20 protein-coding genes and 1 tRNA gene are annotated in these 26,191 nt (G+C 40.5%); 8 read left to right on the top strand and 13 right to left on the bottom strand.

What is annotated here, in order from left to right; all coding sequences use genetic code 11:
• Positions 1-110: 110 nt before the first annotated feature.
• The 3 genes from B2866_RS08465 to speB form a co-directional block, all read right to left on the bottom strand.
• On the bottom strand, positions 111-1,517 hold the full coding sequence (locus B2866_RS08465; protein WP_296192775.1) for a YjiH family protein: 1,407 nt from the start codon (positions 1,515-1,517) through the stop codon (positions 111-113).
• A 134-nt stretch (positions 1,518-1,651) separates the two neighbouring features.
• Positions 1,652-3,394 carry a 5-guanidino-2-oxopentanoate decarboxylase gene (locus B2866_RS08460; protein WP_296192772.1) on the bottom strand — a complete coding sequence of 581 codons (1,743 nt, stop codon included), beginning with the start codon at positions 3,392-3,394 and terminating at the stop codon, positions 1,652-1,654.
• A gap of 114 nt (positions 3,395-3,508) precedes the next feature.
• Positions 3,509-4,477, bottom strand: coding sequence for an agmatinase (gene speB / locus B2866_RS08455; RefSeq protein ID WP_296192769.1), 969 nt, complete (start codon positions 4,475-4,477; stop codon positions 3,509-3,511).
• Between the two features lie 244 nt (positions 4,478-4,721).
• Here speB and B2866_RS08450 point away from each other — a divergent pair, with 244 nt between their 5' ends.
• Positions 4,722-5,621 carry a LysR family transcriptional regulator gene (locus B2866_RS08450; protein WP_296192766.1) on the top strand — a complete coding sequence of 300 codons (900 nt, stop codon included), beginning with the start codon at positions 4,722-4,724 and terminating at the stop codon, positions 5,619-5,621.
• Between the two features lie 36 nt (positions 5,622-5,657).
• Here B2866_RS08450 and B2866_RS08445 read toward each other — a convergent pair whose 3' ends face one another.
• Positions 5,658-7,448 carry a potassium/proton antiporter gene (locus tag B2866_RS08445; RefSeq protein ID WP_296192763.1) on the bottom strand — a complete coding sequence of 597 codons (1,791 nt, stop codon included), beginning with the start codon at positions 7,446-7,448 and terminating at the stop codon, positions 5,658-5,660.
• A 461-nt stretch (positions 7,449-7,909) separates the two neighbouring features.
• Complete coding sequence (locus B2866_RS08440) at positions 7,910-9,574, bottom strand: alpha-keto acid decarboxylase family protein (protein ID WP_296192761.1); 1,665 nt, start codon at positions 9,572-9,574, stop codon at positions 7,910-7,912.
• 260 nt (positions 9,575-9,834) lie between these two features.
• Between B2866_RS08440 and B2866_RS08435 the strand changes: the two genes are divergently transcribed.
• Positions 9,835-9,909 (top strand) — tRNA-Gly (locus tag B2866_RS08435).
• 476 nt (positions 9,910-10,385) lie between these two features.
• On the opposite strand, the gene B2866_RS08430 is transcribed toward B2866_RS08435, so the two are convergent.
• On the bottom strand, positions 10,386-10,622 hold the full coding sequence (locus B2866_RS08430) for a helix-turn-helix domain-containing protein (RefSeq protein WP_296192759.1): 237 nt from the start codon (positions 10,620-10,622) through the stop codon (positions 10,386-10,388).
• 122 nt (positions 10,623-10,744) lie between these two features.
• On the opposite strand from B2866_RS08430, the gene B2866_RS08425 reads away from it, so the two are divergent.
• Genes B2866_RS08425 through B2866_RS08415 form a run of 3 tightly spaced genes read left to right on the top strand, consistent with a single transcriptional unit; the run spans position 10,745 to position 12,500 of the window.
• Positions 10,745-10,960: a hypothetical protein gene (locus B2866_RS08425; RefSeq protein WP_149492551.1), complete on the top strand. Its 216-nt coding sequence runs from the start codon at positions 10,745-10,747 to the stop codon at positions 10,958-10,960.
• A gap of 26 nt (positions 10,961-10,986) precedes the next feature.
• Positions 10,987-12,210 (top strand): site-specific integrase, encoded by a 1,224-nt coding sequence (locus B2866_RS08420; protein WP_296192747.1) that lies wholly within the window; start codon positions 10,987-10,989, stop codon positions 12,208-12,210.
• A complete protein-coding gene (locus tag B2866_RS08415; protein ID WP_296192744.1) occupies positions 12,207-12,500 on the top strand; it encodes a hypothetical protein in 294 nt (97 codons plus the stop codon). Before B2866_RS08420 ends, B2866_RS08415 begins: the two co-directional genes overlap by 4 nt.
• A 476-nt stretch (positions 12,501-12,976) precedes the next feature.
• Here B2866_RS08415 and B2866_RS08410 read toward each other — a convergent pair whose 3' ends face one another.
• From B2866_RS08410 to B2866_RS08385, 6 genes are all read right to left on the bottom strand, one after another.
• Positions 12,977-14,986, bottom strand: coding sequence for a DUF262 domain-containing protein (locus B2866_RS08410; protein WP_296192742.1), 2,010 nt, complete (start codon positions 14,984-14,986; stop codon positions 12,977-12,979).
• On the bottom strand, positions 14,979-16,514 hold the full coding sequence (locus tag B2866_RS08405; protein ID WP_192992426.1) for a DUF262 domain-containing protein: 1,536 nt from the start codon (positions 16,512-16,514) through the stop codon (positions 14,979-14,981). The genes B2866_RS08410 and B2866_RS08405 overlap by 8 nt, the downstream gene beginning before the upstream one ends.
• A gap of 118 nt (positions 16,515-16,632) precedes the next feature.
• Entirely contained in the window at positions 16,633-17,259 is a 627-nt protein-coding gene (locus tag B2866_RS08400) for a hypothetical protein (protein WP_296192739.1), read from the bottom strand.
• A 334-nt stretch (positions 17,260-17,593) separates the two neighbouring features.
• Positions 17,594-18,031: a DUF1810 domain-containing protein gene (locus B2866_RS08395; protein WP_192992427.1), complete on the bottom strand. Its 438-nt coding sequence runs from the start codon at positions 18,029-18,031 to the stop codon at positions 17,594-17,596.
• A gap of 18 nt (positions 18,032-18,049) precedes the next feature.
• Positions 18,050-19,138, bottom strand: coding sequence for a helix-turn-helix transcriptional regulator (locus tag B2866_RS08390; RefSeq protein WP_296192735.1), 1,089 nt, complete (start codon positions 19,136-19,138; stop codon positions 18,050-18,052).
• Positions 19,139-19,186: 48 nt separating this feature from the next.
• Positions 19,187-20,044 (bottom strand): PP2C family protein-serine/threonine phosphatase, encoded by an 858-nt coding sequence (locus B2866_RS08385; RefSeq protein ID WP_296192733.1) that lies wholly within the window; start codon positions 20,042-20,044, stop codon positions 19,187-19,189.
• Between the two features lie 478 nt (positions 20,045-20,522).
• Here B2866_RS08385 and B2866_RS08380 point away from each other — a divergent pair, with 478 nt between their 5' ends.
• Both B2866_RS08380 and B2866_RS08375 read left to right on the top strand, forming a co-directional pair.
• On the top strand, positions 20,523-21,578 hold the full coding sequence (locus B2866_RS08380; RefSeq protein ID WP_296192731.1) for a WG repeat-containing protein: 1,056 nt from the start codon (positions 20,523-20,525) through the stop codon (positions 21,576-21,578).
• Between the two features lie 249 nt (positions 21,579-21,827).
• Complete coding sequence (locus B2866_RS08375; RefSeq protein ID WP_133104077.1) at positions 21,828-22,784, top strand: WG repeat-containing protein; 957 nt, start codon at positions 21,828-21,830, stop codon at positions 22,782-22,784.
• Between the two features lie 489 nt (positions 22,785-23,273).
• Here the strand turns inward: B2866_RS08375 and B2866_RS08370 are convergent, their stop codons facing one another.
• Positions 23,274-24,533: an MgtC/SapB family protein gene (locus B2866_RS08370; RefSeq protein ID WP_414706784.1), complete on the bottom strand. Its 1,260-nt coding sequence runs from the start codon at positions 24,531-24,533 to the stop codon at positions 23,274-23,276.
• 879 nt (positions 24,534-25,412) lie between these two features.
• Between B2866_RS08370 and B2866_RS08360 the strand changes: the two genes are divergently transcribed.
• Complete coding sequence (locus B2866_RS08360; RefSeq protein ID WP_296192722.1) at positions 25,413-26,186, top strand: leucine-rich repeat domain-containing protein; 774 nt, start codon at positions 25,413-25,415, stop codon at positions 26,184-26,186.
• The last annotated feature ends 5 nt before the right edge of the window (positions 26,187-26,191 follow it).

The raw sequence follows: 26,191 nt of genomic DNA, 5'->3' as shown, positions 1-26,191 counted from the left end.
AAAATAGCGCCGTTAATATCGGGATATTACCTAGCTATTTGATGAAGTTTGGCAAAATTTAGCCATTTTTAGCCCATTTAGATGTCCATCGATTGAATTGAAGACACGCCTTAATACAATAGATGCGCCACCGACGTAATGACCACCAAGCTAATCAGCGTCCGTAAGATAAAGATCATAAACAGCTCTAAGACGTTCAGCTTGATGTTTGATTTTAATATCAGCGCGCCCACCTCAGACATGTAGATAATCTGGGTAATAGAAGCCGCACCAACGATAAAGCGCGTCATTTCACTCTCGATACTTTTACCAACCAAGGCTGGCAAGTACATATCGGCAAAGCCCATAATCATCGCAGGTGCCGCCTCTGCTGCCTCTGGAATTTGCAATAATTCAAGTAATGGCACGAGCGGCGCAGAGAGCCAATTAAATACCGGCGTGTATTCTGCCAAACCAAGACCAATGACGCCAATAGCAAAAATAACCGGAATTAAGCCAAAATAAATATCAAATAAGTTCTTTAGGCTGTGCTTAAACACCCTCCCTAAGCTTGGCATGGAATGCGCGCGCGTGACGGCACGATTGACCGCCCATTGGTAAGTAGAATACTCAGTAGGGATTTCTTCATCGAGCATACTTTTGCCAGAATGATAAGTGTCAGGCTTTAATGACAGCGGCGGTATGCGCGGCATAATAATCGCAGCGATAAAACCAGTTGCAGCAATGGTCAGATAAAAGAAAACAAAGTTATTATCGACACCGATAGTTTTGGCAACGACATAAGTAAAGGCGATGGACGTCACCGAAAAAGTGGTGGCAATAATTGCCGCTTCACGCTGACTATAGTAGCTTTTATCATACTCTTGCATGGTCACCAGCAGACCAATAGAGGCGGCGCCAAACCAAGAGGACATCGCATCGACCGCAGAGCGACCCGGTAACCTAAACAACTTAACGAACACCTTGCTAGATAAAGTACCCAAAAATTCCATCAAACCAAAATCAGTCAGAAATGGTAAGGATAAAATGGCAAAAAAGAACAAAGGAATCAAAATAGGAATCAGGTCTTCAAAAATCACCCCGCCGGTATTACGATTGATGATAAATTCAGGGCCGACTTGTAAATAAATCATCCACGCAAACAGCATGCCCAAAAAGCGGGCAGCAAGCCAAAACCAATCGACATCAAAAAGCTTTGCCCACATAGAGCCTTCATGCAGATTGGGTCTTAATACTTTAACTGCCAGCCCCCCGATAAAGGATGTCGTCACAATCGCCAATACCGCGTAAACCACATAACTGCCCAGCACTGCTTGCAAGGTATCGGTTAATACGCCCAATAAAATGGTGACTTTGCCATCCCACTGAAAGGGAATAATAAACAGCGCAATACCCAGTGCTGAAAATAGCAAAAACTTCCACATTGAAGCTCGCCAATGTAGGCCTTCTGGCGTGCCTGAAACGATGGTATTGTTGCCTAAAATTGGCTGCTGGGATTTATCGATATAGTTCGTCATTTAATCCTCCTTGATAGGCGACGAGCGCCAATTTTTTCTTTGGCTGCCCAATCTATCCATAGATTGAGCGAACTGAGCAAACAGTTAGATAACGTTTTATGAGTTATTTTTAGTACCAATGACGCTTTAGAATATTAGCTAAAGCAGGTAAAGGTCTTACCCATTTCAAGAAGAAATTTATCGGCTTCATCAACTTCATAAATAATTGGTTGTTTGCCTTTGATGTCTTCTTTTAATGCGTCTAGCAGCTGCTGCTTATCCGTGATTCGACGATAACCGGCGCCAAATCCTGCGGCTAACGGCTCAAAGTTCGGGGTTTTAATATTGACTCCAATCAATGGCAAGCCGCCCTCTTGCATATAGCGGCGAATCTCACCGTAACCTTGGTTGTTCCACAGCAAGACAATCAATGGCAGCTCAAGCTCGGCGGCACAGATCAACTCTGCGATGGTAAATTGAATGCCGCCATCACCAATCAGACTCACAACGGGCGCGTTTGCGCCAATCATGGCACCAATCGCAGCGGGTAAACCATAACCCAAGGTTCCAAAGCCAGTCGATGAGTTAAACCATCGGCGCGTGGCCAAAGCCTCAAAACCAAGATTGCCGCTATAGACAGGCTGGGTTGAATCGCCAACGAAAATGACGTCTTTTACTTCATCTCGAATCAGCTGTAACAGCGCGTTTTGACCAGCAAAGTCTGGCGTCATTTCTTCTATCAATGCTTGCTTGACCTTTACTACTAGCGGTGCGGCTTGATGATTCAGCGGTTGATTCTCTAAGCGCGTACATAAACCGCTGATAGCCATTTGTGCATCTGACAATACGGCAATATCCGCTCTAAAAGGACGCTGTAATTGCTGAGCATCACAGTCGATACGAATCAACGTGCCATTGATTTGGAACCCACCATTAAAGAAAACGTCGTAATCGGTCTCACCAAGCTCAGTGCCAATCGCCAATACTAAGTCGGCCTCGCTAATGACAGCGCGACCAACAGCCAATGACTGATTGCTACCCAAACTCAGCATATGCCCAGGCGGCAACAACCCTTTGGCATTGATGGTCAAAAATGTCGGCGCATCGATAAGCTCTGCCAGTTTTTGTGCGTCATGATTAACATCCACGCAGCCACCACCGTAAAGCAAGACTGGATTTTTTACCATTTTTAAGGTTTCAACAATCAAATCTAATTGCGCAGGGTTAGGAAGTGGTTTGTTTGCTTGTAGTTGCGCCAAAATATTATTAGTAGATTGGCTGTTGAGAGAAGTGTCTAGCTTATTTAGCTTAGGCGGCTTGGCGACATGACTGGCATCGGCGGTAATCACATCAATAGGCAGCTGGATATGCACCGGCCCTGGACGCGCGCCATTAAATAACGCAAAAGCTTCGGCGATGACTTTCGGTAACGCCTCAGGTTGCCAGACGGTTTTACTCATAAGCGCAACCTTACTGACCATACCTTGCTGGTCGTGCAATTCATGCAAGTGCCCTTCACCGCTGCCGGTATGCTGCACTTTATTGACACTAGATATCACCAGCATCGGTATAGAATCCGCCAAGGCTTGCGCCATCGCCGTCATGATATTGGTCATGCCGGGACCAGTGATGATAAAACAAACCCCCACTTTACCAGAAGCGCGGTAATAACCATCGGCCATAAAGCCTGCGCCTTGCTCGTGACGCGGTGTCACGTGACGAATATTGGTACTCGGCAGGCCGCGATATAGCTCGACCGTATGTACGCCCGGAATACCAAATACCGTCTCAACCCTGTAATACTCTAACCACTGGACAAGCAGCTCACCGCAAGTTAAAGATGAGGCAGTTGGCGCGGAATTCGGTAATGAAAAAGGCGTTTGCAGAGAATGCGTCATGAGTTAATCATCCTAAAAAATTCAATCGCAATTAAATAAGTCGTTCAGTATCAAATCCAAGCTAAACTGACCTTTAATTCCTTATAAAGGACAGTTTGGAATTATAAGTCATGCTTAATAAATGGCTTTAACCTTATCGTCATAGCGCACGCCCGGTAGGATACATAGCATCTCAAATAGCAGGTTCGCGGCTAGTACCGAGGTATTACCAAACGGATCATACGGCGGTGACACTTCTACTAAATCGCCACCAACCACATCAAGGCCACGCATACCGCGAATGATTTCGATACCTTGTGTTGACGTCAGACCACCGATTTCAGCGGTTCCCGTACCCGGTGCAAACGCAGGATCAATACCATCGATATCGAAACTTAAATAGACAGGGCCGTCGCCTAATTTTTCGCGTACTTCTGCCATGAGTGGTGTCAGTGATTTATACCAGCACTCTTCAGCAGGCACGACGCGAAAACCTTGCTCGGTTGACCAATCAAACTCTTCAGCGCTATAACCTGTGCCACGTAAGCCAATCTGCACCACACGGTTGCCATCGATGAGGTTCTCTTCGACAGCTCGGCGGAACGGCGTACCATGGGCGATTTTTTCACCAAACATCTCATCATTTATATCGGCATGCGCATCGATATGTACCATACCGACAGGGCCATGTTTTTTGGCGAGCGCACGCAAAATAGGCAGTGCAATCGTATGATCACCGCCTAATGTCAAGGGAATAGCGCCATGACTGAGAATCTTATCGGTATAGAATTTCTCAATAATATCGACGCTTTTTAACAGGTTAAAGGTATTGATAGGCACGTCGCCAATGTCAGCGACTTGTAAGGATTCAAAAGGTGCGGCGCGAGTGGCGACGTTATAAGGGCGAATCATGCGTGATTCATCGCGAATCTGTCTCGGACCCAATCTTGCACCGCTACGGTTTGAGGCGCCAATATCTAAAGGCACCCCAACAAATGCTACATCCAGTCCTTCAGCATCGGCTTGGGTTGGCAGGCGCATCATAGAGGCGAAGCCGCCAAATCTTGGCATATCGTTGCCGCTTAATGGTTGATTAAATTTCATCACTCACATCCTTGTATCGATTGGTCAAAACAGACAATTTGTCTATATTACTTTTTATCTACATTACTTTTTTTCTATGCTCTTTTTTCTATAGCTCTGACAATACCTAAATATCGGAGGCGAGACCATGGTAAAATTTAGAAGTAAACTTCTAATTTTTCGTAGTAACTTTGATTTATTCGTTATTTATAGAAGTTTTATAAAAAAATCGGTTAAGAGAATAGATACGGGGACATAACTTTCGATGCTAGATGAATTGATAAAAATTGACATCAAAACCCTGCGGAGCTTTATGGCCATCGTGGAGTGTCAAGGTGTGACCGCCGCGCAGTCACGCTTAAATGTCACGCCGTCTGTCATTAGCGGTCATTTAAGCCATTTAGAAGATCGTTTGGGTATGACGCTTTGTCATCGTGGTCGCGCAGGATTTAAGCTCACCGAAGATGGCGCAGCGGTTTACGAAGCATGTTTAAGTTTTAATGAGGCGGTGGCCAGCTTTCAGCATCAACTGCATTATATTCGGCAATTAGATTCGGTACGCGGCGGTCATATTCGACTGTGTCTTATCGATCAAATGCCGACAGTTTTTTATGATGCGTTACGTCAGTGCTTGGCAGCAAGCTATCGTAATAATCCATTGATACATTTTTCTATCGATGTGCAAAGCCCTGAGAGTATGCTTGATAAGTTACTTAGCAATGAAAGTGATATTGGCGTGGGCTATTTTGGCAGCTTCCCGCCGCTATTGACCTTTCAGCCGGCATTTATCGAAAAACAGGTCGTCTGCTGCGGACGCGAGCATCGGCTATTTTATGAGGCAGACGGTTTAACCTTTGAGGATTTGGAACAAAATTATCCATGGATAAAACGAGGCTATATTACTGATTTGAGTATCAATCATGTCCGCCCAAAAACGTTAAGCGCCACCACTTACCATATGGAGGCGACCGCACAGTTGATTTTGGCAGGTCATCATGTCGGCTACTTACCCAATGATTTGGCCAAGCGTTATGAAGAAAAAGGAATGATGAAAATACTATTGCCCAATGAGGCAAGTTACGAGGTCAAGCATCATTGGGCTTATCGAGAAAATCTGCATAAGCACGTCGCTGATTTTTTACAGCAAATGACGAGCCTTTTATAGAGTAACAAAGCATTTATTTGCAATAACGATAAACAGCTACCCTGCTTTCGGTAGCTCTTCACGTTTTAAACCAATCGTTCTAAGCTTGCCTTTATCATCAACTTCTTTGATGACCAGCGACCACTCATCATTAATCGCCACCGTATCACCCGATACTGGCGCCATATCTAGGCTACCTTTGACATATTCAGCAACCGTTTGCTCCCACATGCTTTTTTCATTATCTTCTGGTTTGGACTTAAGCTTATCGACCAAAGACTCAGAGGTCATAACACCGGTAAAAAATGGCAAGTCGCCCAATTTGACACTCGGCGATAATAGCCAGTCGCCATAAAAATCATCGATGGCTTTACGGTCTAAGGTGGTGTCATTAAAAATCCGCGCAATTTGGCTAGCATGATTACCGCGCATCGCATACCACACGCTATCACCAAATTTCAGCTTAGTCTCTTCGTCGACAATCACAATCTGCTGCCCGCGCACCAAGGCAAACACACTGATTTCATCAGGATTAACGCGGTTAGAGATGCCCATCGGATGGCGACCAATCGCAAACGCCCCCGACTTTACTTGGAACTGATATAAGGTAATGCTCGCTTTGTCCGATACCCAAACCTCATGCTTCTCTTCGGGGTCTTTATTATTCGGGATACGTACTTTAAACAAATCCGCCATAAAGGGAATGGTCGTACCTTGCAAAATCAAGGATAAAACCACCACGCCAAAGGCAATATCAAACAGCATAAAGGCGCCATCAATACCCGCCATCACTGGTAAAATAGCAAGGGTAATCGGTACGGCACCGCGCAAACCAACCCAAGAAATAAAACCGATTTCTCGGTCTTTAAACTTAAAGGGCTTCACGCTACTGTAAACGGCAATAGGACGAGCAATCAAAATCATAAAGGCGGCAATCGCGACTGAATAATACCAAACGTTAATGACGTTCGATGGTGTCACCAATAGACCCAGCACCACAAATAAGACCGCTTGCGATAACCAAGCAAAGCTGTCCATTACGCGCATCACGTGCTCGGTTGAGCGCACTTTATGGTTGCCTATCAGCACGCCAGCCAGATAAACCGCCAAAAACCCACTACCGCCGATTAAATTGGTCGCCGCAAAGACGGCCAAGCCCGCCGACAATATCAAGATGGCATACATGCCTTCTGCTAGACGCACCTTCGGTAATAGCCTTGCCAATAAGTAACCGAATAATAAACCCATACCGAGGCCAAAGCTCAGCTGCTGTAATAGCAAGCCTATAAAGCCCAGTACCGTTTGTCCCTCAGGGTCGACATTTAGCGCAATCAATCCTGTGACTAATAAAATGGCTAGTGGATCGTTGGCACCAGATTCGAGCTCCAACGTCGCTTGTACGCGATCGTTAAGTTTCACCCCGCCATTACGCAGCAATGAAAATACCGCTGCCGCATCGGTCGAACCGACAATAGCCGCCATCAATAGCCCAAAGCGCCAATCGACATCGAGTAGCCACGTGACAAAGACGCCCAGTATCATGACCGTTGCCAGCACTCCCCACGTGGCAAGTGTGATGGCGGGTCTTAGTCCAACTCGAAAAGATTTAAAGGAGGTGCGCAGTCCACCATCTAACAAAATACAAGCCAGCGCCGCCTGCCCGACAAAGTTAGCAAGACCATATTGAGAGAACTCAATACCCAAGATACCTTCTTCACCGGCAAGCATCCCGACCACTAAAAATAACAATAATAACGGAACGCCCAAACGCGCCGACAACGTACTTGCCATGATACTGGCAAAAATTAAAACTGCTCCTACGAGATACAGGATATTTAAGGTATCCATCTTTTTTAAGCCCTATTTTTAATCATTATTATGTGAGTGGTGGCTTTAGCCTTTTCTAGCGCATTGGTTCCGAAAAATTGCACGTTAAAACGCCCTACGTTAAATAGCATTAATCTAATTTTCTTAACTGTCTAATTTTAAAAACCCACTTTATAAAAGCCCACTCTATTGTATAACATAGAATCCTAACAGTAGTTTGTGTTAAGCGTCGCAAGCCTGCAATTCATATAAAAACTATCAATGACTACCCATTTATATCGTTCAATCATAAAGGCTTTTAGCGTCGCTATAAACCTTCGTCTGAGAATATTAAAAGTCAGATAAATAGCCTACCTTTTAACCATCAAAAAAGCCCTACTTAGCATGATGCCAAATAGGGCTTTTTTGTTTTATAAACGCTTAATTATTCTCTTCCACAAATAAAAGATATAAATCTATGGCAATGCAATTTTATGCTTAGGCTATTTTGGTTTAAGGGCAGCGCTGATATCAGCCAATAATGGTGGGATATCATGCTTATCTGTCATCACTTCTAACATCACTAGCTTATCTTTGGTGGCAGCGGCTTTTTCGAGCGCTGCTTTTAGTTCGCCAGCGGTTTCTGCTTTAAGGATTAAGCTGTTCTCGTCTGTCGCGCCAAAGGCTTTTGGCATCATTTGCCAGTCGCACTTAGGAATATCATTATAGCGCTGATTTTCACCATGAATCGCTCGCTCAACGGTATAGCCGTCATTATTAATCAGGACAATAACCGGATTGATGCGCTCTTTAATCATTACCGCTAATTCTTGAATGGTTAATAAAGCCGAACCATCACCAATCAGTAAGATACTACGCTTATGCGGTGACGCAATAGCACCACCCAAACTCGCTGGCAAGGTATAACCGATAGAACCCCACATTGGTTGCCCATAAGACGTCACGCCCTCTGGCAGACGCACATCACTGATACCAAAATACGCCGTGCCTTGGTCAGAAAACACAAGGTTTTTGTCATCGAGCGCATCGGCAATGATATGCCATAAGTCATCTTGGCGAATCGGCTCATCATCTTTGCCATTTTGTTTATGGGGCTTCATCTCTTTGCAAAATTGCTTAGGTACGATATTGATGCCTGAAGTCATTACCTCATGTAGGGTTTGCAGCGCATCTTTGAGCGCAATCGGCGCAAAGTTCTGACCGCTGATAGACGCACGCTCATAATGCAAATCAACCACGACTTTTTCATCGATATCTTGGCTAAAGCCCGCCGTCGTCGTATCGGTATATTGCACGCCGATTTTAATTAAGCATTCGCAATTTTCTACTGCGTCTTTAACCACAGGCCGCGATGCCACGCCTGCATAAGTACCTGCCCAACGCTCACTGTTTTCATCAAGCAAGGTTTTGCCCCATGATAACGTCGTATAAGGAATGTCGGTGTCAGCGATCAATGCTTTGAGCTGATTTTGTAATCCTAAACGATGCACCATCAAATCTGCCATCAGTGTGGTGGTTTTATTAGGTAAAAAATCTATCAATGCTTGCTTGAAGTCTGCCAATGCCGCTTGGCTAGTGATATCTTCTTGGCTGTCATCAAGCTTAGTCGTTGGCGGATAAATCGGTGTTTTTGCCACATCGGGTGATAACAACAAATAACCGGGACGATGCTTTTTCAAAATCAGGCGGATGACGCGATCAATCTCAGAGGCCGCGTTATCAGGCGTGATATGAGCGCGCGCGACAGTGACGGGTTCAACCATTTTAATAAAATGATTAAAAACGCCATCACCCAAGGTGTGGTGAATCCGGCGTTTCGAATCTTGCAGCGCGGTACTGGGTGCACCGACCACATGTAGCACGGGTGCATACTCGGCAAAAGAGCCTGCGGTGGCATTAATCGCCGACAGCTCCCCCACACCAAAGGTCGTCACCATAGCAGCAAAGCCACGCTCACGGGCATAGCCGTCGGCTGCATAGCCTGCATTTAGCTCATTGGTATTGCCGACCCAGCGTAATTTATCAGACGCAATAATATTATCTAAAAACGTTAAATTAAAATCACCGGGCACGCCAAAGATTTCAGTCGCACCCGCTTCAGCGATACGATCGAATAAATAATCAGCGATGGTATATTGTTGACTCATTTTTTATCCTTAATGCTTAAGATTATAAGTATTGATGACTATCAATAAGAATGACGTTTTTTATAAAATGCACACCAGCTCATTGCTTCCATACAAAGCTTTTGGAATACATATTATAATAAACTGTTATAACATAAAATTATGGCTGGATGACATGCCTGTTTTGCTAACTTTTACTTTTTTTCGTGATAGGTGTTGACAGATAAATAAAACTGCGTATAATACGCCTTCATCAACTGACGATAGTTAATTGATAATTAGCGGGAATAGCTCAGTGGTAGAGCATAACCTTGCCAAGGTTGGGGTCGAGAGTTCGAATCTCTTTTCCCGCTCCAAATACTTAAAAAGCCTCACTTAACAGTGAGGCTTTTTTTTGTCCGATTTTTAAGGCTTGTAGAAGATATTTCGCAATATCTTTTCTGTTTCAGTTAAGTTTAGCTACTCAATCATAAAGCTCGTTTTCGGTGCGGTGCCCATTTGGTGCCCAAATCGTGCCCTGCCCTAAAACTCCATATACGTATCTGACTACAACCTAGCTATTTTTGGTTCAAAAACCATCATGACACCTAACCTAGTGAATTTGGCACTATGCTAATTTTTGAACCCAACCTCAATTCAGTAAAAAACGTGTTTTTTAGAGGCCTAAATTTTCCGAAATCCATTTCAGATTTATAACATTCAAAATTAATTGTCGCTTAAACGGTGATGACTACAACCTAATATTTAAAAGTAATTAGACCGAGTAAAATATGTATCGGCGCTAAGTTTAATAATTTTCAAGACACTTCGAACAACAATCTTAGTAAGCATTCTAACTTTCTTCTGAACCTACTTCCTCACAAACCTCATCTTCTTCATAGAGGATAATATCTCCAGGTGTGCAATCTAAAAGCTTACAAAGCTCATTTAATGAATCAAAGTCTATTCTCGTGACTTCATTATTGTACATCCTATATAAAGTAGATCTTCCTAGTTTAGACATCCTGTCAGCATCCGCTACACGGATGCCTCTTTGTGCAAATAAAACAGGTAAATTGAGCTTAATCATACATAAAATCCCTAAAGTGATAAAAAAGTGCTTGCAAGTGATAATATATACAGATAATATGTACTCATTAGTGATAACTAATAACCCACTAATAGTAAATTTATTTCACATGGAGAACTATTATGTCACAGACTTATCTTACTACTCAAGAATTAGCTGAACGTATCAAGTACGACGCACGTACTATCCGCAATCAAATGAAAGACACTGTTTTGATTGAAAACATTCACTACATCCGTCCTTTTGGCGGTCGTAAGATTTTATATGTCTGGGAGCGTATTGAAGAAGATATGTGCAAGCCGGTTATGAGTGCCATCAATGGTATGGCTTTACAGTAAGTTTTATTTAAACAAGGAAATTAACAATGGCATCAGTAAGAGCAAGGCGTGGCAAACTATTCATAGATTTCACATATATGAATATTCGTTGCCGTGAGACAACTAACTTCCCTGATACTCCAGCAAACGTTAAAAAGCTGGCTTTAGTAGCAAAAAAAATGGAAGCAGAAATAACCCTAGGCATCTTTGACTATGGCGCCTACTTTCCGAAGAGTACGCGTTTAAAAGAGATGACGGCACTGGCTGATAGAGCGGAAGCTTGTATCAGTCGTAATCCAACCTTTAGGCAGTTTTCAGAGATTTGGTATGAGGAGAAGAAAATTGAATGGCGGCCGAGCTATCGGCAAAAGACGCAGATTATTTTAGATAAGTACTTGTTGCCTGAGTTTGGTGGTAAAGCAGTACATGCCATAAAAAAACCAGACTTGCTGACCTTCCGTAGCTCCCTCGCCAAAGTTCGTTACGGTAAAGATGGTCAGTCAAGTCTGTCAGTAGCACGGATCAACCAGATCATGATACTTCTTCGTATGATACTAGAAGAAGCGTCAGATCGCCATGAGTTTGAGATGCCTTATAAAAATATTAAGAATCTTAAGCAAGCTCGTCCTGATGTCAGTCCTTTTACATTAGATGAGGTATGGCTAATTTTAAAGCATGTCCGCGCGGACTATAAGCCCTACTACACCGTTCGCTTTTTTACCGGGATGCGTACCAGTGAGATCGATGGGCTTAAGTGGGACTGCATTAACTTTGATCGGCGTGAGATAAGTATTCGCGCAGCATTAGTAAATGGTGAGATGGGTCCGACTAAGACGTTGGGCTCACAACGTGATATTGCGATGTCGCAGTTGGTCTATGACGCCCTACTAGAGCAAAAGGCACGCACCTTTGGTAAGTCAGAGTTTGTGTTTTGCAATTCACAAGGTAATCCAATGGAATATCGCAATGTGAACCGGCGGGTGTGGAAGCCTACGCTTGCCCTACTCGGTCTTAAACATAGACGTGCTTATCAGACTCGGCATACCGCAGCGACGCTTTGGCTCGCTGCTGGTGAGAATCCTGAATGGATTGCACGGCAGATGGGTCACAGTAGTACGGAGATGCTGTTTCGGGTGTATAGCCGCTACGTACCTGATATTACCCGTCAAGATGGCTCAGCGATGGATAACTTGCTACTAGCGAGTAAGGAGAAACTGACAAGCGCATCGAATAGCTCTAATGCACAAACAAACAAGGAGACGTCACAATGACAATCATCAATTATAAAGAGCTGTTTGCTGAGTTTAAGCCTGACGGTGCAATCAGTGAAGATGCGAATGAGATTGCTAATGCATTGATGCGTGAGTTGTATATTTCATCGGGTCATAACCTCGCTCGCTTCTTGGGAGTGAAGCGCTGCTTTGATAACGATATGGCGATGCGGGTATGGGTACAGAAGCGTTTGGATGCCAGTCTTGACTATGTGATTGAGGATATGCGTTGTCAGCTTCAGAGCGAGCTTTATGAGCTATTACCGCACTCTGACTATGTCGGCTACTAAGGAGAATATGATGAGTTTAAAACTTCAGCCGAATATGACGCAGAACGCACGCGATCTAAAAATCTGTGAGGATTACTGGTCATATGATAACGCAAGTGATTATATCGTGCATGTAGAAACCATCTGTGAGAAGTATAGAATAAGCACTCGAGTACTGTTTGAGACAATCGGTGAGTGTTTTGCTTATTTAGATGATGTGCGATGCGAATACTGTGGTTATGTGTGCCCTCTGCAGATACCAGCAGACATTCCGTATATGCGCTCAAAAGAGAGTTGGTGCTGTGAGGTATGTGAGCATGCTGTGTGGCGGGAACCTAATCATAGATAAGTCTTTCAAGATTTTAGAGCCAGACAGCTTGGGTTGCCTGGCTTTTTTGTGGTTAATAATTTTTAAATACTATAAAAATTTAGTGTATCACTACAGACATACCTACGGGTCTTGTTACCTTTCCATTAGATAGGGTCAACTTCAGAACTCATAGTGCTAGTTCTACATCCTCTTTCAAAATCTCAAATACTTTATTTTTATGTGCTTTTATGGCTTCATCGTTCCATGACTTGTTTTCTAGTGTTGCTATCATCAACTCTAATTTCAAGCTTAAGGGAGCCATCTTGTTGCGCTGACTCTCTAATATCTCAGCCTTTTGCTTAGGAATATCATTACTTAAAGACGAGTTTTCACTAGCACTCATTAAACATAAGTTACCAAACCCATGTAAGTCATTTTCAGATAACATCTCATTAACTCTAGAAGTCTGAGGTGAAAAGTGCTCAACAGAACTTTTAAAACTAAACCTAAATTTAGACTTTATTTCTTGACGTAACTCAGTGTTTTTCCATAATAAATAATCTAGGTAATTAAACACAAATACTCTTACTTGGCCGTATCTTAAGAGTTTATTAAAGTCTTCAAGCTTTACTTTATGACTTTGATCAGCGATATACATAAAATCGGTATATTCTTGAGGCTTCACAGTCAAATAACGATTAACCATAAAGCCTCTACCTAGACTCTCTAGAAATTTTAAATAATTTTCTGCGGTAAAAGAGTTTGTATGCTTATTTTGGTTTAACCAATATAACACTGCAGATAACCAGTTTTTGCGAGAGTTAGTCGGGTAAGACACATGAAAGGCAGAAAGTAACATCGCACAAGACCAGTTCTCATCAGATTTATCTCCCTCCTCTTTACCAAAGCTATTCACATAGCTTGAGCCATTTTTATCGAATTTATACCGTTTTAATGACCAATCTTCTTTGCCACTTGCGCGCTCACGCTTAACAATATATTGATCAAACAAATAACGTAATTTTAGCAATGAAAAAACAAAGCCCTCTACCTTCTTAATGTCTTTTCCTATAAATTTTTCGAATGCATTAATTAAATCTTTATCATCTAAAATAGGAAGGTCCTTACCAGACTGTAACTTTATATAAATACGCAATACTTGCATAAGAAAGTTAGGAAAATCGATAACGCTGGTAAATCGCTCCTCTTTACCTTCATCACCATCATCCTCACTACTCGTATTTTTATCACTTTCTTTTTCTCGTAATTCTTTACCAGCTTCGAGTGCACTCTCAAGAGAGAATGGAGCATTTTTTGAGCTTGAACTACTGCTTTGCACGGTAACCTTATTAGTCAAATCCCCAAATCTTTCCACTAAAAAACCTGTAGAATCTTCACTAAATATAGCTTTACGCTCATCTACCGTGAAACCTAACTGCACATAACGGCTCATGTCTGCACAGGCAAGCCATACCTTATGAATAACAGCAGTAGCTTGCGTATCTTCTTTGACGGCCGATAGCAAGCTTGCTTTGACCACTTCATGCTTCTCTAGCTGCTCACCTCTATTGTTCATCACCTCAAAATAGTGCGTGACATCAGTATTTTTAGGTACACAGACGCGCAGTATTTTCACTTTATTCAGTAAGTAAGTAGCAAATTCATTTAGCGAATCAGCTTCCTTATCAGCGAAGCTTCTAGTGATCACCCGATCTATAGCCTTAAAACCCTCTAATATTGAAGCATTAGTCTTATTTGTGCTGACTGTGCTTATTAACTCAGACAGCTTGCCCGGCGAATCGTATTTAGATGTTGCACTTGAACAAAAAACGTCAAACAATTTATCGATTGTAAATTCTGATTTGCTTCGGCTTTCAAAGCCGAGATTTACCTTCTCATACCATTTAAAACTCTCAGGTATACGATAATTCAAATAACACGCTAATAAACTTAATGTGGTAAAACGTTGCTGACCATCCAGAATTTCAAAGTAGTTTGTTTTCTCATGTACTACTAAACTACCAATATAGTAGTAACTTTTTTTACTTTCTTTTTCTGCAAAATCTTGAATATCATTGATAAGTTGCTGTATTTGAGGCTCACCCCAGTCGTAGTTACGTTGATACACTGGTATCTTATAATGATCTTGACCAAGTAGTTGCTGAAAATCAAGAATTTTTTGAGTGTTATTAGACATTGGTAATCTCCGTTACTTGCTTTGATATATAGTAGCCAAGCTCCTCAAAAATAGTTTTGATACCTGCTACTGTCTCTAAATTTCTTATTTTTAAATTTTTTTGATTAAGCTGCTGCAGTGGTTTATTTAAAAAATCAACGGGGGACAGTGATTGCTGCAAACGCATAAATAAATTATCATGCCTAATGTGTTTTTCTATACTCTCCAAGTAAACACTTGCATTCTGTAGGCGCAATGAATAAGCCCAAATAAATATGTACTCAATTGCTCGTGCTAAATCTTGCTCACCAAAGCGGTCGTAATAACAGAGAACAAGGGCGTTAAACATGCGTCGAACGTATCTGTCACCTTGGCGCCACCAGTGGCTATATTCGTAACCTTCTTTTCTATTATCTATAGTCTGCATAATAGTTAAAGCAGTGGGTCTAGACACTTTGCCATGCTTGGATTTTTGTAATTTTTCTTGCTGGTATAAAACATCTTTTAGCCAATTATCATCTTTTTCTTCAATAGCCTTATTTAGTAGCGGACTTAAAAGCGTTTGATAGTAGGCAACCCAATCAAAAAAGCGCCTTCCATTAATTAATGTTTGGTTAATCTGAAACGGGTATTCCATTATTTGCTGATCAAAATTACGATGCGCGTGCTGGTTATAATTATCAACTGTATTATGGATAACTTTTAGCCCTTGTTGAAAAGGATATGAGTGTGGATAGTACTCACTATTCAAATTAATCCCTTTAAATACATGAATATCAGATTTTGAAAAGTATAGATTAGGCTTGCCAAGACTCCACTGACGAATAGGGTATAGATAATTGGAGAACAACAATTTCAGATCCTTTGTGTTTTTTTGCTCCCACTCATTCACAACGGATTCTTTTAAACTATCCTCTGACGTAGCAAACTCGCGTAAATGAAATGCTTTTAGCAAATCATGAGGGCTTAAATCAAGACCACGTGAATTTTGTGAGTCGAAAAACTGGAAAGCTTCAGATAGATCATGCAAGGTTACTTGAACCACTTCGCAATGATTCAGTAAAAAGTCTAATACCTCTGGCGTAAACTCTGGGCTCCTGACATGACGTTCTATAAACGCAAGATTCTTACTTAAGTTTTTTTGAGTTTCACTACAATCAGGAAGGTTTATCTCTACTGGAGTAAAGCCATTAAACTGCTCTTTAAATTTTTTGGAATCCGCAGCAGCCTTTATAAGCAGCAGCAGTGTCAAAGTACGCTGCTGGCCATCAACTAAAGCAACCTCAGTCTGACCTGCTTCTTGATGTAAAACCACAGTACCTAAGCGGTACGCATTATCTGGGTTATAAACATCACTTAAGTTATAATCAAGCCTTTTACACTGGTAGTACAAGTCTGTTAGCAAGTCGATAATGTTGTTTTCTGTCCAACGATAAGGTCGCTGATAGATAGGTATAACTAGCTGTTTATTTGAATATTCTTTTTCAGATAGAAAGCTTGAAATCTTTAAAATATTGTAACCTTCATTAACGCTGCTTTCTTCTACCATGAATTTATACCTATTTGATTTTAGTTGTTGTTAGCTATTATATATAACTAGAATTCTTATCATTTGTCGAAAGATATCAAAATATAATAAATTTAATCCTCCTATTTTAAACTTCTATTTACGCTTCAGCATACATTACTCTTAACCGAAAAGAGTTAGGCTCATCAGTCATACCTGAGTGGTAATAGATATACGCATCATTATTAGATAATAACTCTTCAACAGCTTCCGATATATATGCAAAAGCTTCTAGTGGTAAACTTTGAACGCTCTCCATCCCAATAAACAACCCTTTGGTATTACGGGCTTTTGCAAGCTGACTTACAAGATTATGAACGGTTACTTTTATTAAATCTGATTCGGAATCACCTGTCGCGCTTACTTGAATAAACTGGAATAAATTGCCACACTCAAACAAACTTTTGATATCTACAACATCTATACCGATGATGGTACTTGCAGCGTTTACATCAAGTAGCTTGGTAACATCTTTTACTTCATCAGGCTGACACCTAATAATGCCCTCTATAATATCTAAGCGCTCGAGTTCACTATTGTCTGTTTGCAATCCCACTAAAAACCAAGCCTCTGATTTCTCTTTTAGCTCTAGTAGTGCCTCCTCATCCCAAGTATCACTGATGATAAAACAACCAATAGCAGACTTAGGGTAACAATCCATAATTCGTTGATATAGGAATGCACTAGGTTTGTCATCTATATACGAGTCATCCATATGGTATTTCATAGTTATACTCACTGATAAGTAACGGTTTTTTAAGGTCGTCAAAAGTATCAAGTTTTGACGAGAGTTAACGACTATAAAGCGCTTGCACAGTCTCAAAGGCATTCATCATCTAGCATCATTCTTTTATTAAGGTTTGAACTACACTCATGCTCATACATCCTTTTTGGGTGGTGTTCTAAAAAGTATGCTGGCGATAAAAGTCAATGAGAAATCTATACTAAGTTTTCTGATTCTATAGGGCTTTCAAGGCTTCAAAAATTGTTCAAAAACTAATCAGCATACTTTTTGATACACCACCCCTTTTTGAAATCTCATTCAATCCTGTTTGGCGCTATTATTGACCACTCAGTTGCTTTAGTATTCTGATAGTGTTTATATCGTAACTGCCTTCAAAATACTGATCCAAAAGCTCGTTAAAAACACATTTTTTATTAGGGGATGCCAAAGTAAACAACGTAAACGAAGAGTGTAATTTCAGCGTATCGATTGATCCAAAAATTTCTAAAGCGCTTTTATCAGGATGCAACAATAATAATTCAGTGCACTCTATTAACCGTGCTCCAAGCACGTCATACTGCAAATACTCTTTTGCTTGCTCTAGACTCTCTATTGCAAAGCGCCGAGCCATTGTACTGCGCCCTAAGCCTTTCACCTGTGGAAAGATAAACCACATCCAATGCGTACGCTTCTGTCCTTCGGTCAACTCTTTAATAACCATTGGATAAATAGTATTTTGAGCTTGGATAAAATCGTTGAATAAAGTTTTATTCATAATGCTACTCCTATGTAATTAGTTTTTATAAAGCGCTAATGCACTCTGTAGGCGCTCATGAATAACTGCTTTCAGCTCATTTGGTTCTACTATCATTGCCAGCTGCGACATACTCACCAGCCAATCTTGCAGACGAAGCGTATTAGCAACAGTGGCACTGACTTGATTCCAAGTGTCATCAATAACCGTAATCTTTTGATCTATCGATAATGGACGCTCGTATAAATGCTGACACGCATATCTTTGTACCTTTAGAACCATTTTGATTTGGGTGTCGTCAGTCGGCTCTAGCTTACCCAGTTTATACAAATGCTCTAATGAAAAAGTGTGTCGCTCTACCCAGTCAGGTATTGGCTTATCTATGACTACTGCCTCAGTAATACGATTGACTGCAAAGTTGCGATGCGCTTCTAGCAGCACCTCATCATCGATATGATCATCAGTAGGATTAAAGCCTGTTAAATAAATCATATTGTCAATAAAGATAAGCCCTTTAGGATAAACCACTCTTTGGATTGGTTTTTCTTCCCATTTGTTCTGATAGCTTATTTTAAGTTGTAATTCACTTAACAGAGCTTGGTGAATGCTCGTAATCACCTCATTATCAATTGTAGGGGCTTGGACGATATTAGGTAAGGTAATGAGATAATCCTGCCATTGCCCTAGCTCACTTTGACTGAAACTGGTCTTATCTTGCCGACGTAATTGATTAAGCTTATCTGTAATACTTTGCTTAAAAGAGGCTGGCAAATAGTTTGCAGTATATTTATCTAGCATCTCCCAAAAGAACATCATTTGCTCATTCATAATATCAATGCTAAAGCTCGGCTCAATATAGAACCTTGCTGTTTGTCCGCTGATGTTTTGCCCCCACGCTGGTACTCTAATCAAGGCGTCACTATAAAAAATATCATTAAAAATTTGATTTAAAGCAATCAGATCATTCTCTAAGTTCTTACGCTCATTAGCAAAATCTTTAGAATCATCTCCATAACTACTCATAAGCTCAGTTAATGAGATGGCTTTGGCTTTATCACGTGGCAAACGTTGATAGAGTATAAATAGACGTTCTGACTTGTTATAGCTAGCGATAGCATGTGTAGGCATATTTGTTACTCTATTATTTAAAACGAATTTCATTATTAGAATAGACACTCAATCAAAACGAAGCAAAAGAGCTGTGCCATTATCATAAGCATTGCCATCTGAATCATAGACTTGATTTTTAAGAGTGATTAGCCATTCCTGTAAATCCGTTTCCGCACTGACAGTTTGCCACTTATTGCTCGGCACTAAGTCATGAATACCATCTGTACAAACCAAGAGACAATCGCCCCTACTAACCTCAACCTTTCGAGAGATGCTCTCTGGTGCTTCACTGCTCATATAACTTTCATCAGTGGTTAAGGTAAAGCATTCAGTCATGCTGTATAAGCTCCCCGCCATTCCTTCTCGGTTATAGTCCGCAAACTCTGCTTGGCGACCTTGCTCTTGCGCCTGCTGGTCGATAAGCTCATTTAATAGATTATGATCTCGAGTTAGACACCGCCATTGTGCCGCGCCTTTGGGCAGCCAATAAACACGACTATCCCCTACATGGGTAATCGTTGCTTTTACTAACCCTTCACTATCTAATTCTCTCATTACCATCGCGAGGGTTGCCGCTGCACCATGACGCTTGGATGAGTGCTTGGTTTGATTAATCAGCTGATGAATACTGTCTGAGCAGATGCTCTTCTGCTCACTCCACAATCGACTAATCGCTTTTACCACAGCTTTTGAGCAGTGCTGTGAATGGTTGGAACTTGCAACCCCGTCAGATACTGCTAAGCAAAAAGGTAATGCTACTGGTGTCACTGCCATCACCCCTAAGTCTTCTTGATACCAATTATCTAAAAAGAAAAAAGCGTCCTGTTGCAGATTATTGCTGGCATTACCTTGAAAGGTAATCGCACAGGCTTGTGCGGTAGATATAGTTTCTTTGACAAGACAGTTATTAAAAGAGGCAGTCATGATGGTAAGCCTATATGTTTATCATAAAGGCCAGTATAACGGATTACCTATAAAATTATTTTCTAGGTTATATTTTTTATCTAAATGAATTACAGACACTCCTGATCATTTTTCGCGAAAACGAGTGTCATCTAATTTTGGTTTCTTATACTTATAAATAACACTTAGTTTGATGACATATATCCTTAAAACTAATTCTCACTATTGGTCTCTTACATCTAAATAAAATAGCAGGTATTTCTGTATAAAACTTACTTTGAATTAAACTAATGTTTGTATATGAAATCAAATAAATTGTTGCTAGAATATAACCATTTTATTAAAGTGAATATGTATCATGTATCAAAATGGTTTCTCTATTTAATTAGTGATTCAGCAGCACTATTAAATTCAAAAAGACACTTACTACTAAAACTTGACGTCAAATTAGTGCTAAGTCTTTAACAAGTAATATAAGAGTATAAAAAGTACAATTAGGATGTTACGAGTAAAAATGATGGTTTTTTCAGTGATAACAAGTCTTGCCCTGAGTGGCTGTAGTAAAAATGAGTCCGTCCCAGATACCGTAAATACTACCGATGATATCAGCGTCGAATCAAAAAAAATTGAGACAGAATTAAATACAAATCCAAATACAGAAGTAGCGCCAGAACCAGAAATATTACCAACTGTAGAGACTCATTCTAAGCTAGTTCAATATACTGTGTCTGATGGTGAATACTCGGAACTATGCGGCTTCAAAAATAGTGAAGGAAAGATTGTCATAAAAGCAGAGTATGATTTCTGTGGCGCGTTCCATGATGGTATGGCTTATCTACTCAAAAAGAATCTAAAGTCTGATTCTGACGGCGGTTATTACATTGGATACGTTAACAGCTCAGGCGAGCTTGTGATCCCAGTAAATATCGAAGTAGATTATGGCTGGATGCTAGATGCAAGAGATTTCAATGAAGGCTTAGTCGCTATTCTAAATAAAGACCAATGGGGATATATGGATAAAAAAGGCAATACAGTTATTCCTTTTAAATATGAAAGTGCCTCAGATTTTTCTAACGCTCTAGCAACGGTATCAAAAGACTATAAATACGGTGTGATTGATCATACTGGTAAAACAGTACTTGACTTTAAATACAACCACTTAGGGGAGTTCAAAGAGGGTTTAGCGAGTTTCACACCGGCAGACTCAGAGAAACAAGGTTTCATTAATACCAAAGGTAAAGAAGTAATTGCCCCTATTTGGGACCAAGCAATGAACTTCTCTGAAGGGAGAGCTGCTGTCGCTAAAGGCGACTATGAAAACGCTAAGTGGGGCTTCGTTGATACTTCAGGTAAAGTCGTTATAGAACCACAATACGATCATGCTTTTCTTGATCCAGGTGGGGATTCACCCGATGTCATCGGTGGTTATTTTGAAAATGGTAATACGGTTGTCTACAAAGACGGTGAGAACGGTCAAATTACGGCGATTACTATTGATAAAAATGGTAAAGAGCTTAAGCGAAAAAACTATGCAAATTATTCTGATTTGCTCTGATAGATCCATAGTCAGACATGAAAGCGGTCTACACCCATAACGTCATTTCTCAAAGTTAAAGTGACAAGATAGTAAAAATAAAAAAGGTTTTATATCTTACTTTATACCTGTGAAGTCTCTTATCTTAAGGGCTGCACTAGAGATTACCGTTCGTCGGATCGATATTCTAACGTTAAATTAATCGATATAATCTCAAATATAAATTGAGTTCAAATAAACACCTTCATTCAATAACAAGGAATACAAATTATGACTTCATCCCCTAGCCGTTTACTTCCCCTAATTGCTGCACTCAGCCTTACTGCATATGCCCTACCTGCTCAAGCCTATGAAGGCGAATGCAAGCCACCAAAATCTAATTATAAAGAAGTTTCCTGTACTTCAGATGATAATTATTTTGTTGCAAATGATAATAACTATAAGCCACAAGCTTTATTAAACAAACAGGGCAAAGTGGTAGTGAGTCTGAAAGGCTATGACGCTATCGATCAATGGCATGTTAATGATGGCATCTTTGCGGTCTTAAAGAATGATAAAGTCGGCTACATGAATACCCAAGGAAAGCTCGTAGTACCAGCCATTTACGACAGCATGCAAGATCCTGATGATAAATACGATGAGACATGGGCTGAATCGCCATCGCAAGGCCGTATTATAGTTGCCAAAGGCGGGAAATTAGGTATTATCGATACCTCTAATAAGGTCATTATGCCTTTTAGTAATAAATACAGTTCTATTGAATCCTTTAGCGAAGGCGCAGCACCTGTGATGTCAAAAGCAGGTAAATGGGGTTTTATCGATAAAGAGGGTAAAGAAATTATTGCTCCGCAGTATGATGGCATAGATGGTAACTTTGGGGGTGCATATGGTTTCTCTGAAGGACTGGCCGGTATGGAGAAAGGTGGGAAATGGGGCTATATCACTAAGACAGGTAAAGTCGCTATACCCTTTGTTTATGATGAAATACGTCCATTTAAAGAAGGCGTCGCTGGCGTCCTAAAAGGTAATAAATGGGGCTTCATCAATGGCACGAATAAAACCATCATTCCTTTTAAATATGCTGATAGTAATGTCGAACGTTATAGTTCTAACTTTATGGCTGCCAATTATTTTATATTTTGGGATGGTGTAGCAGAAGTTGCAACTATCAATCAGCAAACGGTTTGTATTAATAAATCAGATAAAAAAGTCGCATGTCCACAATAAGTGTGTTTTTCTATTCATGAATAGTTATTAATTATTTTTACACTTTATTAAACACGTAAAGGTGCTTTGCGAGAAGTATGAGATTGGCGCACAGGTACTATTCGAAACAATCAATGAGTGTTTTGCTTATTTAGATGATGTGCTTTGTGAGTACTGCGGCTATGTTTGCCCTTTACAGATACCAGCAGACATCCCTTATATGCGAGCAAAAGACAGTTGGTGCTGTGAGGTATGTGAGCATGCTGTATGGCGGGAACATAATAGTAGATAAGTTATTATAAATTTTAAAGCCAGGCAGCTTGGGTTGCCTGGCTTTTTCGTATGCAATATATTTTCTCTTAAATTCAGTCTAACTTTAGTGTGCCTCTACATATGCTCTTTGAGTTAGTATAACCCCTTATAAGCTGTCCAATTTTATTATGCCACTACACATTAGACCCTGTATCAGCATGAAAAATGTCCATTACACCAATGAAGTAGAGAAATTTTTTAATTATTCGTCATAGTATATATCAAGATAATTAAAACAGTCATGTGAATAATTTGGATTGGAACAAAAGCAAGTGCGTATTGAAAACCACCCGTAATTGCCGCATTAATTGATTTAGAAATTGCATGTGTCGCTAAACCTAATAATAAGGCGAGCAATAAAATAGGGTTAGTTGGGTTCCCTTGCATGACTACGGCAGCCATTGCTGCATGCACCTCAAACATAGAACTCAGTACGGTTCCTGCAATAAGACCGGCGTCACCCAGCCATAAACTTAAACCATAAACAAGTACTTGAATAATAGTAAGTGTGACTACAATGATACCTGCCTCTTTTAAACTAAACATGGGTGTATCAGTTAACTTAGCTTTCTCTTCGGATCGAGCTTTTCTCATCAACCATATCCCAGGAATAATTAAAACTATCATGGCAATAATAGAGGGGAATAATAAAATTTTAAGCCAGCTAAAACTTACACCTGCAACAATAATAAGAAGCTGTACCACTGTTGCGACACATGATATAAGCGCAGCTCCAGCATTTTCTTTTGCATCTGCACGACCCTGACGAACTTCTATTCCAAGGCTTGCAATCGTGGCTGTACTGGATATAAATCCTGATGCTAAAGCAGATAAAAACATGGCGTGGCGTGATGGTAAAAGCCTCTTTGCCATATGTGCTAGTGCTTGAATGGCTAAAATCAATATCAATAATTTTAAAATAATATAAGGATTTAGTACTGAACCCCAAAGATCCCTATTGGGGGTTAAAGGAAGTGCAATTAAAAGTAAAGCCAGTAAAAAGATACCATCTTTGAATTCACGCTCAGTAATCCATTTAACCGCTACTCCATGCATTGAATGCTTTGTCATTAGAAGGAAGGTAAGGACGACGGTAAGTGCCGCTGCATAAGGAATATGCCATAAACATAGTCCGCCTATAAAATAGGTGAGTATAAAAGCAAGTTCAGTGGTTACACCTGGATCTTCAATTTGTTTATGAGTAGAGATGATACTGATACCACCTACTATCAATGCCCCTATGAGTCCCATAAGAGAACCGAAAGAGAAACAAATTACCCCTAATAGAGAGCAAATTGCAAAAGATCTAATACCTGCAAAGCTGTGTTGATTTTCACGTTGTTTGCTACGCTCTCTTTCTAGACCAATGAGTAGTCCACAACCTAGTGCTGCAGTAGATGCAGTAATTAAGTTTTGGACAGGTTCAATCGTAAATGTATTAACAATCATGAAATTCATCCCACTCTCTATGACCCCTGCTGTCAAATCCGTATAACTAAACTTGGGAGATTTTGATTACGCAGCCTGACGATAAAAATCAAGCCACACCTGTCTTGGCGATCTATATCTCAACAGAACCAGTCATTTTACGCTTTAAACCTGTTAATAGACCACTTAAAACAGACTTCCATAATGGAACCACTTATAACTGAACCGCACCAGTACCGTCGAAAACTCGATATGTCTAGCTGCCTTGCAGTCAGTGAAACATTGCTGTTGTTGCTTTCTATTTATTTAACAGCTTCAGCTTTGAAAGCTGTACTATAGACTCTGGTTTTCTTAGTCATGATAAACTCCTTATAGAGTCGTTAGTTTACCAAGTTATTCTCCAAGATTCCTTCAGCATAGCTCAATGTCACTTTTGACAAATGCTAAACAGCTTGTTATGATAAAAAAACATCGTGGGTTTACGGCTACTTCCAGCGCGATGAAAAACAAAGACTGGTAAAACGCACACCTCCTTTTCGCTCTGTAAGGTGACTGTGTCGTTTCAATTTGACACAGACAGAGCAACAGGAGATTTCTTTATGACTACTTCTAGTCAATTGATTCCAAAATTCATACCTCTAAAATATTCTTCTCATACTCAGCGACTGAGTCTTATGAGCGCTTTCTGCTATTCCGCTTCTTTAAGCAAACCCATAAAACCGCTTCATAAACCTTTATCAGTCTCAGTCACTGATAGTCCAAGCTTTGTTAAAAATATGGCTTACCTTGGTCTTATTACTGTGCCTAACGACTCTTAAGTTTGACACATAACAATAAGACCGGATAAAAATTTGAATGCACTCACCTCATTTAACCATCATTATTTAACAGGCATTAAAAGGTAACCTTATGACAGCATATAGCGGTAAAACCAACCAAGATGACAACACTAATAGCAAGCAAGATACGGGCGTTGAAGACTGGATGACAGAGATATGGGACTGGATGGACAACCATAATATAGCAGGCAGTTCTGACAGCACTATCCCTCGTGAATCTGACGCATTACGTCAGTTAGAGCGACTGGATTTGGGGTATGGAAAATCAACGAGTTATAGTTATATTGATAATAAGTCAGTATTACAAAGCGAAAGTGAGTCTACTGAGCCATTACCTAGCGCTATCGGCCATTTAAAAAATCTAAAGTACCTTAGGCTAAGAGGTTTTAATGAACTACCAGAAGAGATTGCTCAATTAGATAGCTTAGAGACACTGGTTTATATGAACTGCGCTTTCACTGAATTCCCAAAGGTGCTGTGTAAACTAAAGAATCTTAAATCGCTTAAGATTTTTTCAAAAAGCTTAGAGAGGTTTCCTGATGAGCTCGGTAATCTATCATCACTTACCCATTTTGATATGAAAGGATCGAAAGTTCATGAGTTACCAGATGCTATTGGCAATCTAAGCAAACTCACAATTATTGAGCTGTATGCCAATGAAGCGTTGAAGGCTTTGCCTGATAGTATCGGAAAATTAACAAACCTTAAAAAACTAGAGATACGTGCTTCTGATCTCAAAACCCTGCCAAGCTCGATAGGCAATCTACATCAATTAAAAAGTCTTGGACTCTATCACAATGGCCTACAAAGTCTGCCTGATAGTGTTACTGTAGTGGTCAACTAATTTAG

It is taken from the genome of Psychrobacter sp. UBA3483, from assembly GCF_002377905.1.
GTDB lineage: Bacteria > Pseudomonadota > Gammaproteobacteria > Pseudomonadales > Moraxellaceae > Psychrobacter.
This window is presented reverse-complemented; position numbering and strand designations above follow the sequence as displayed.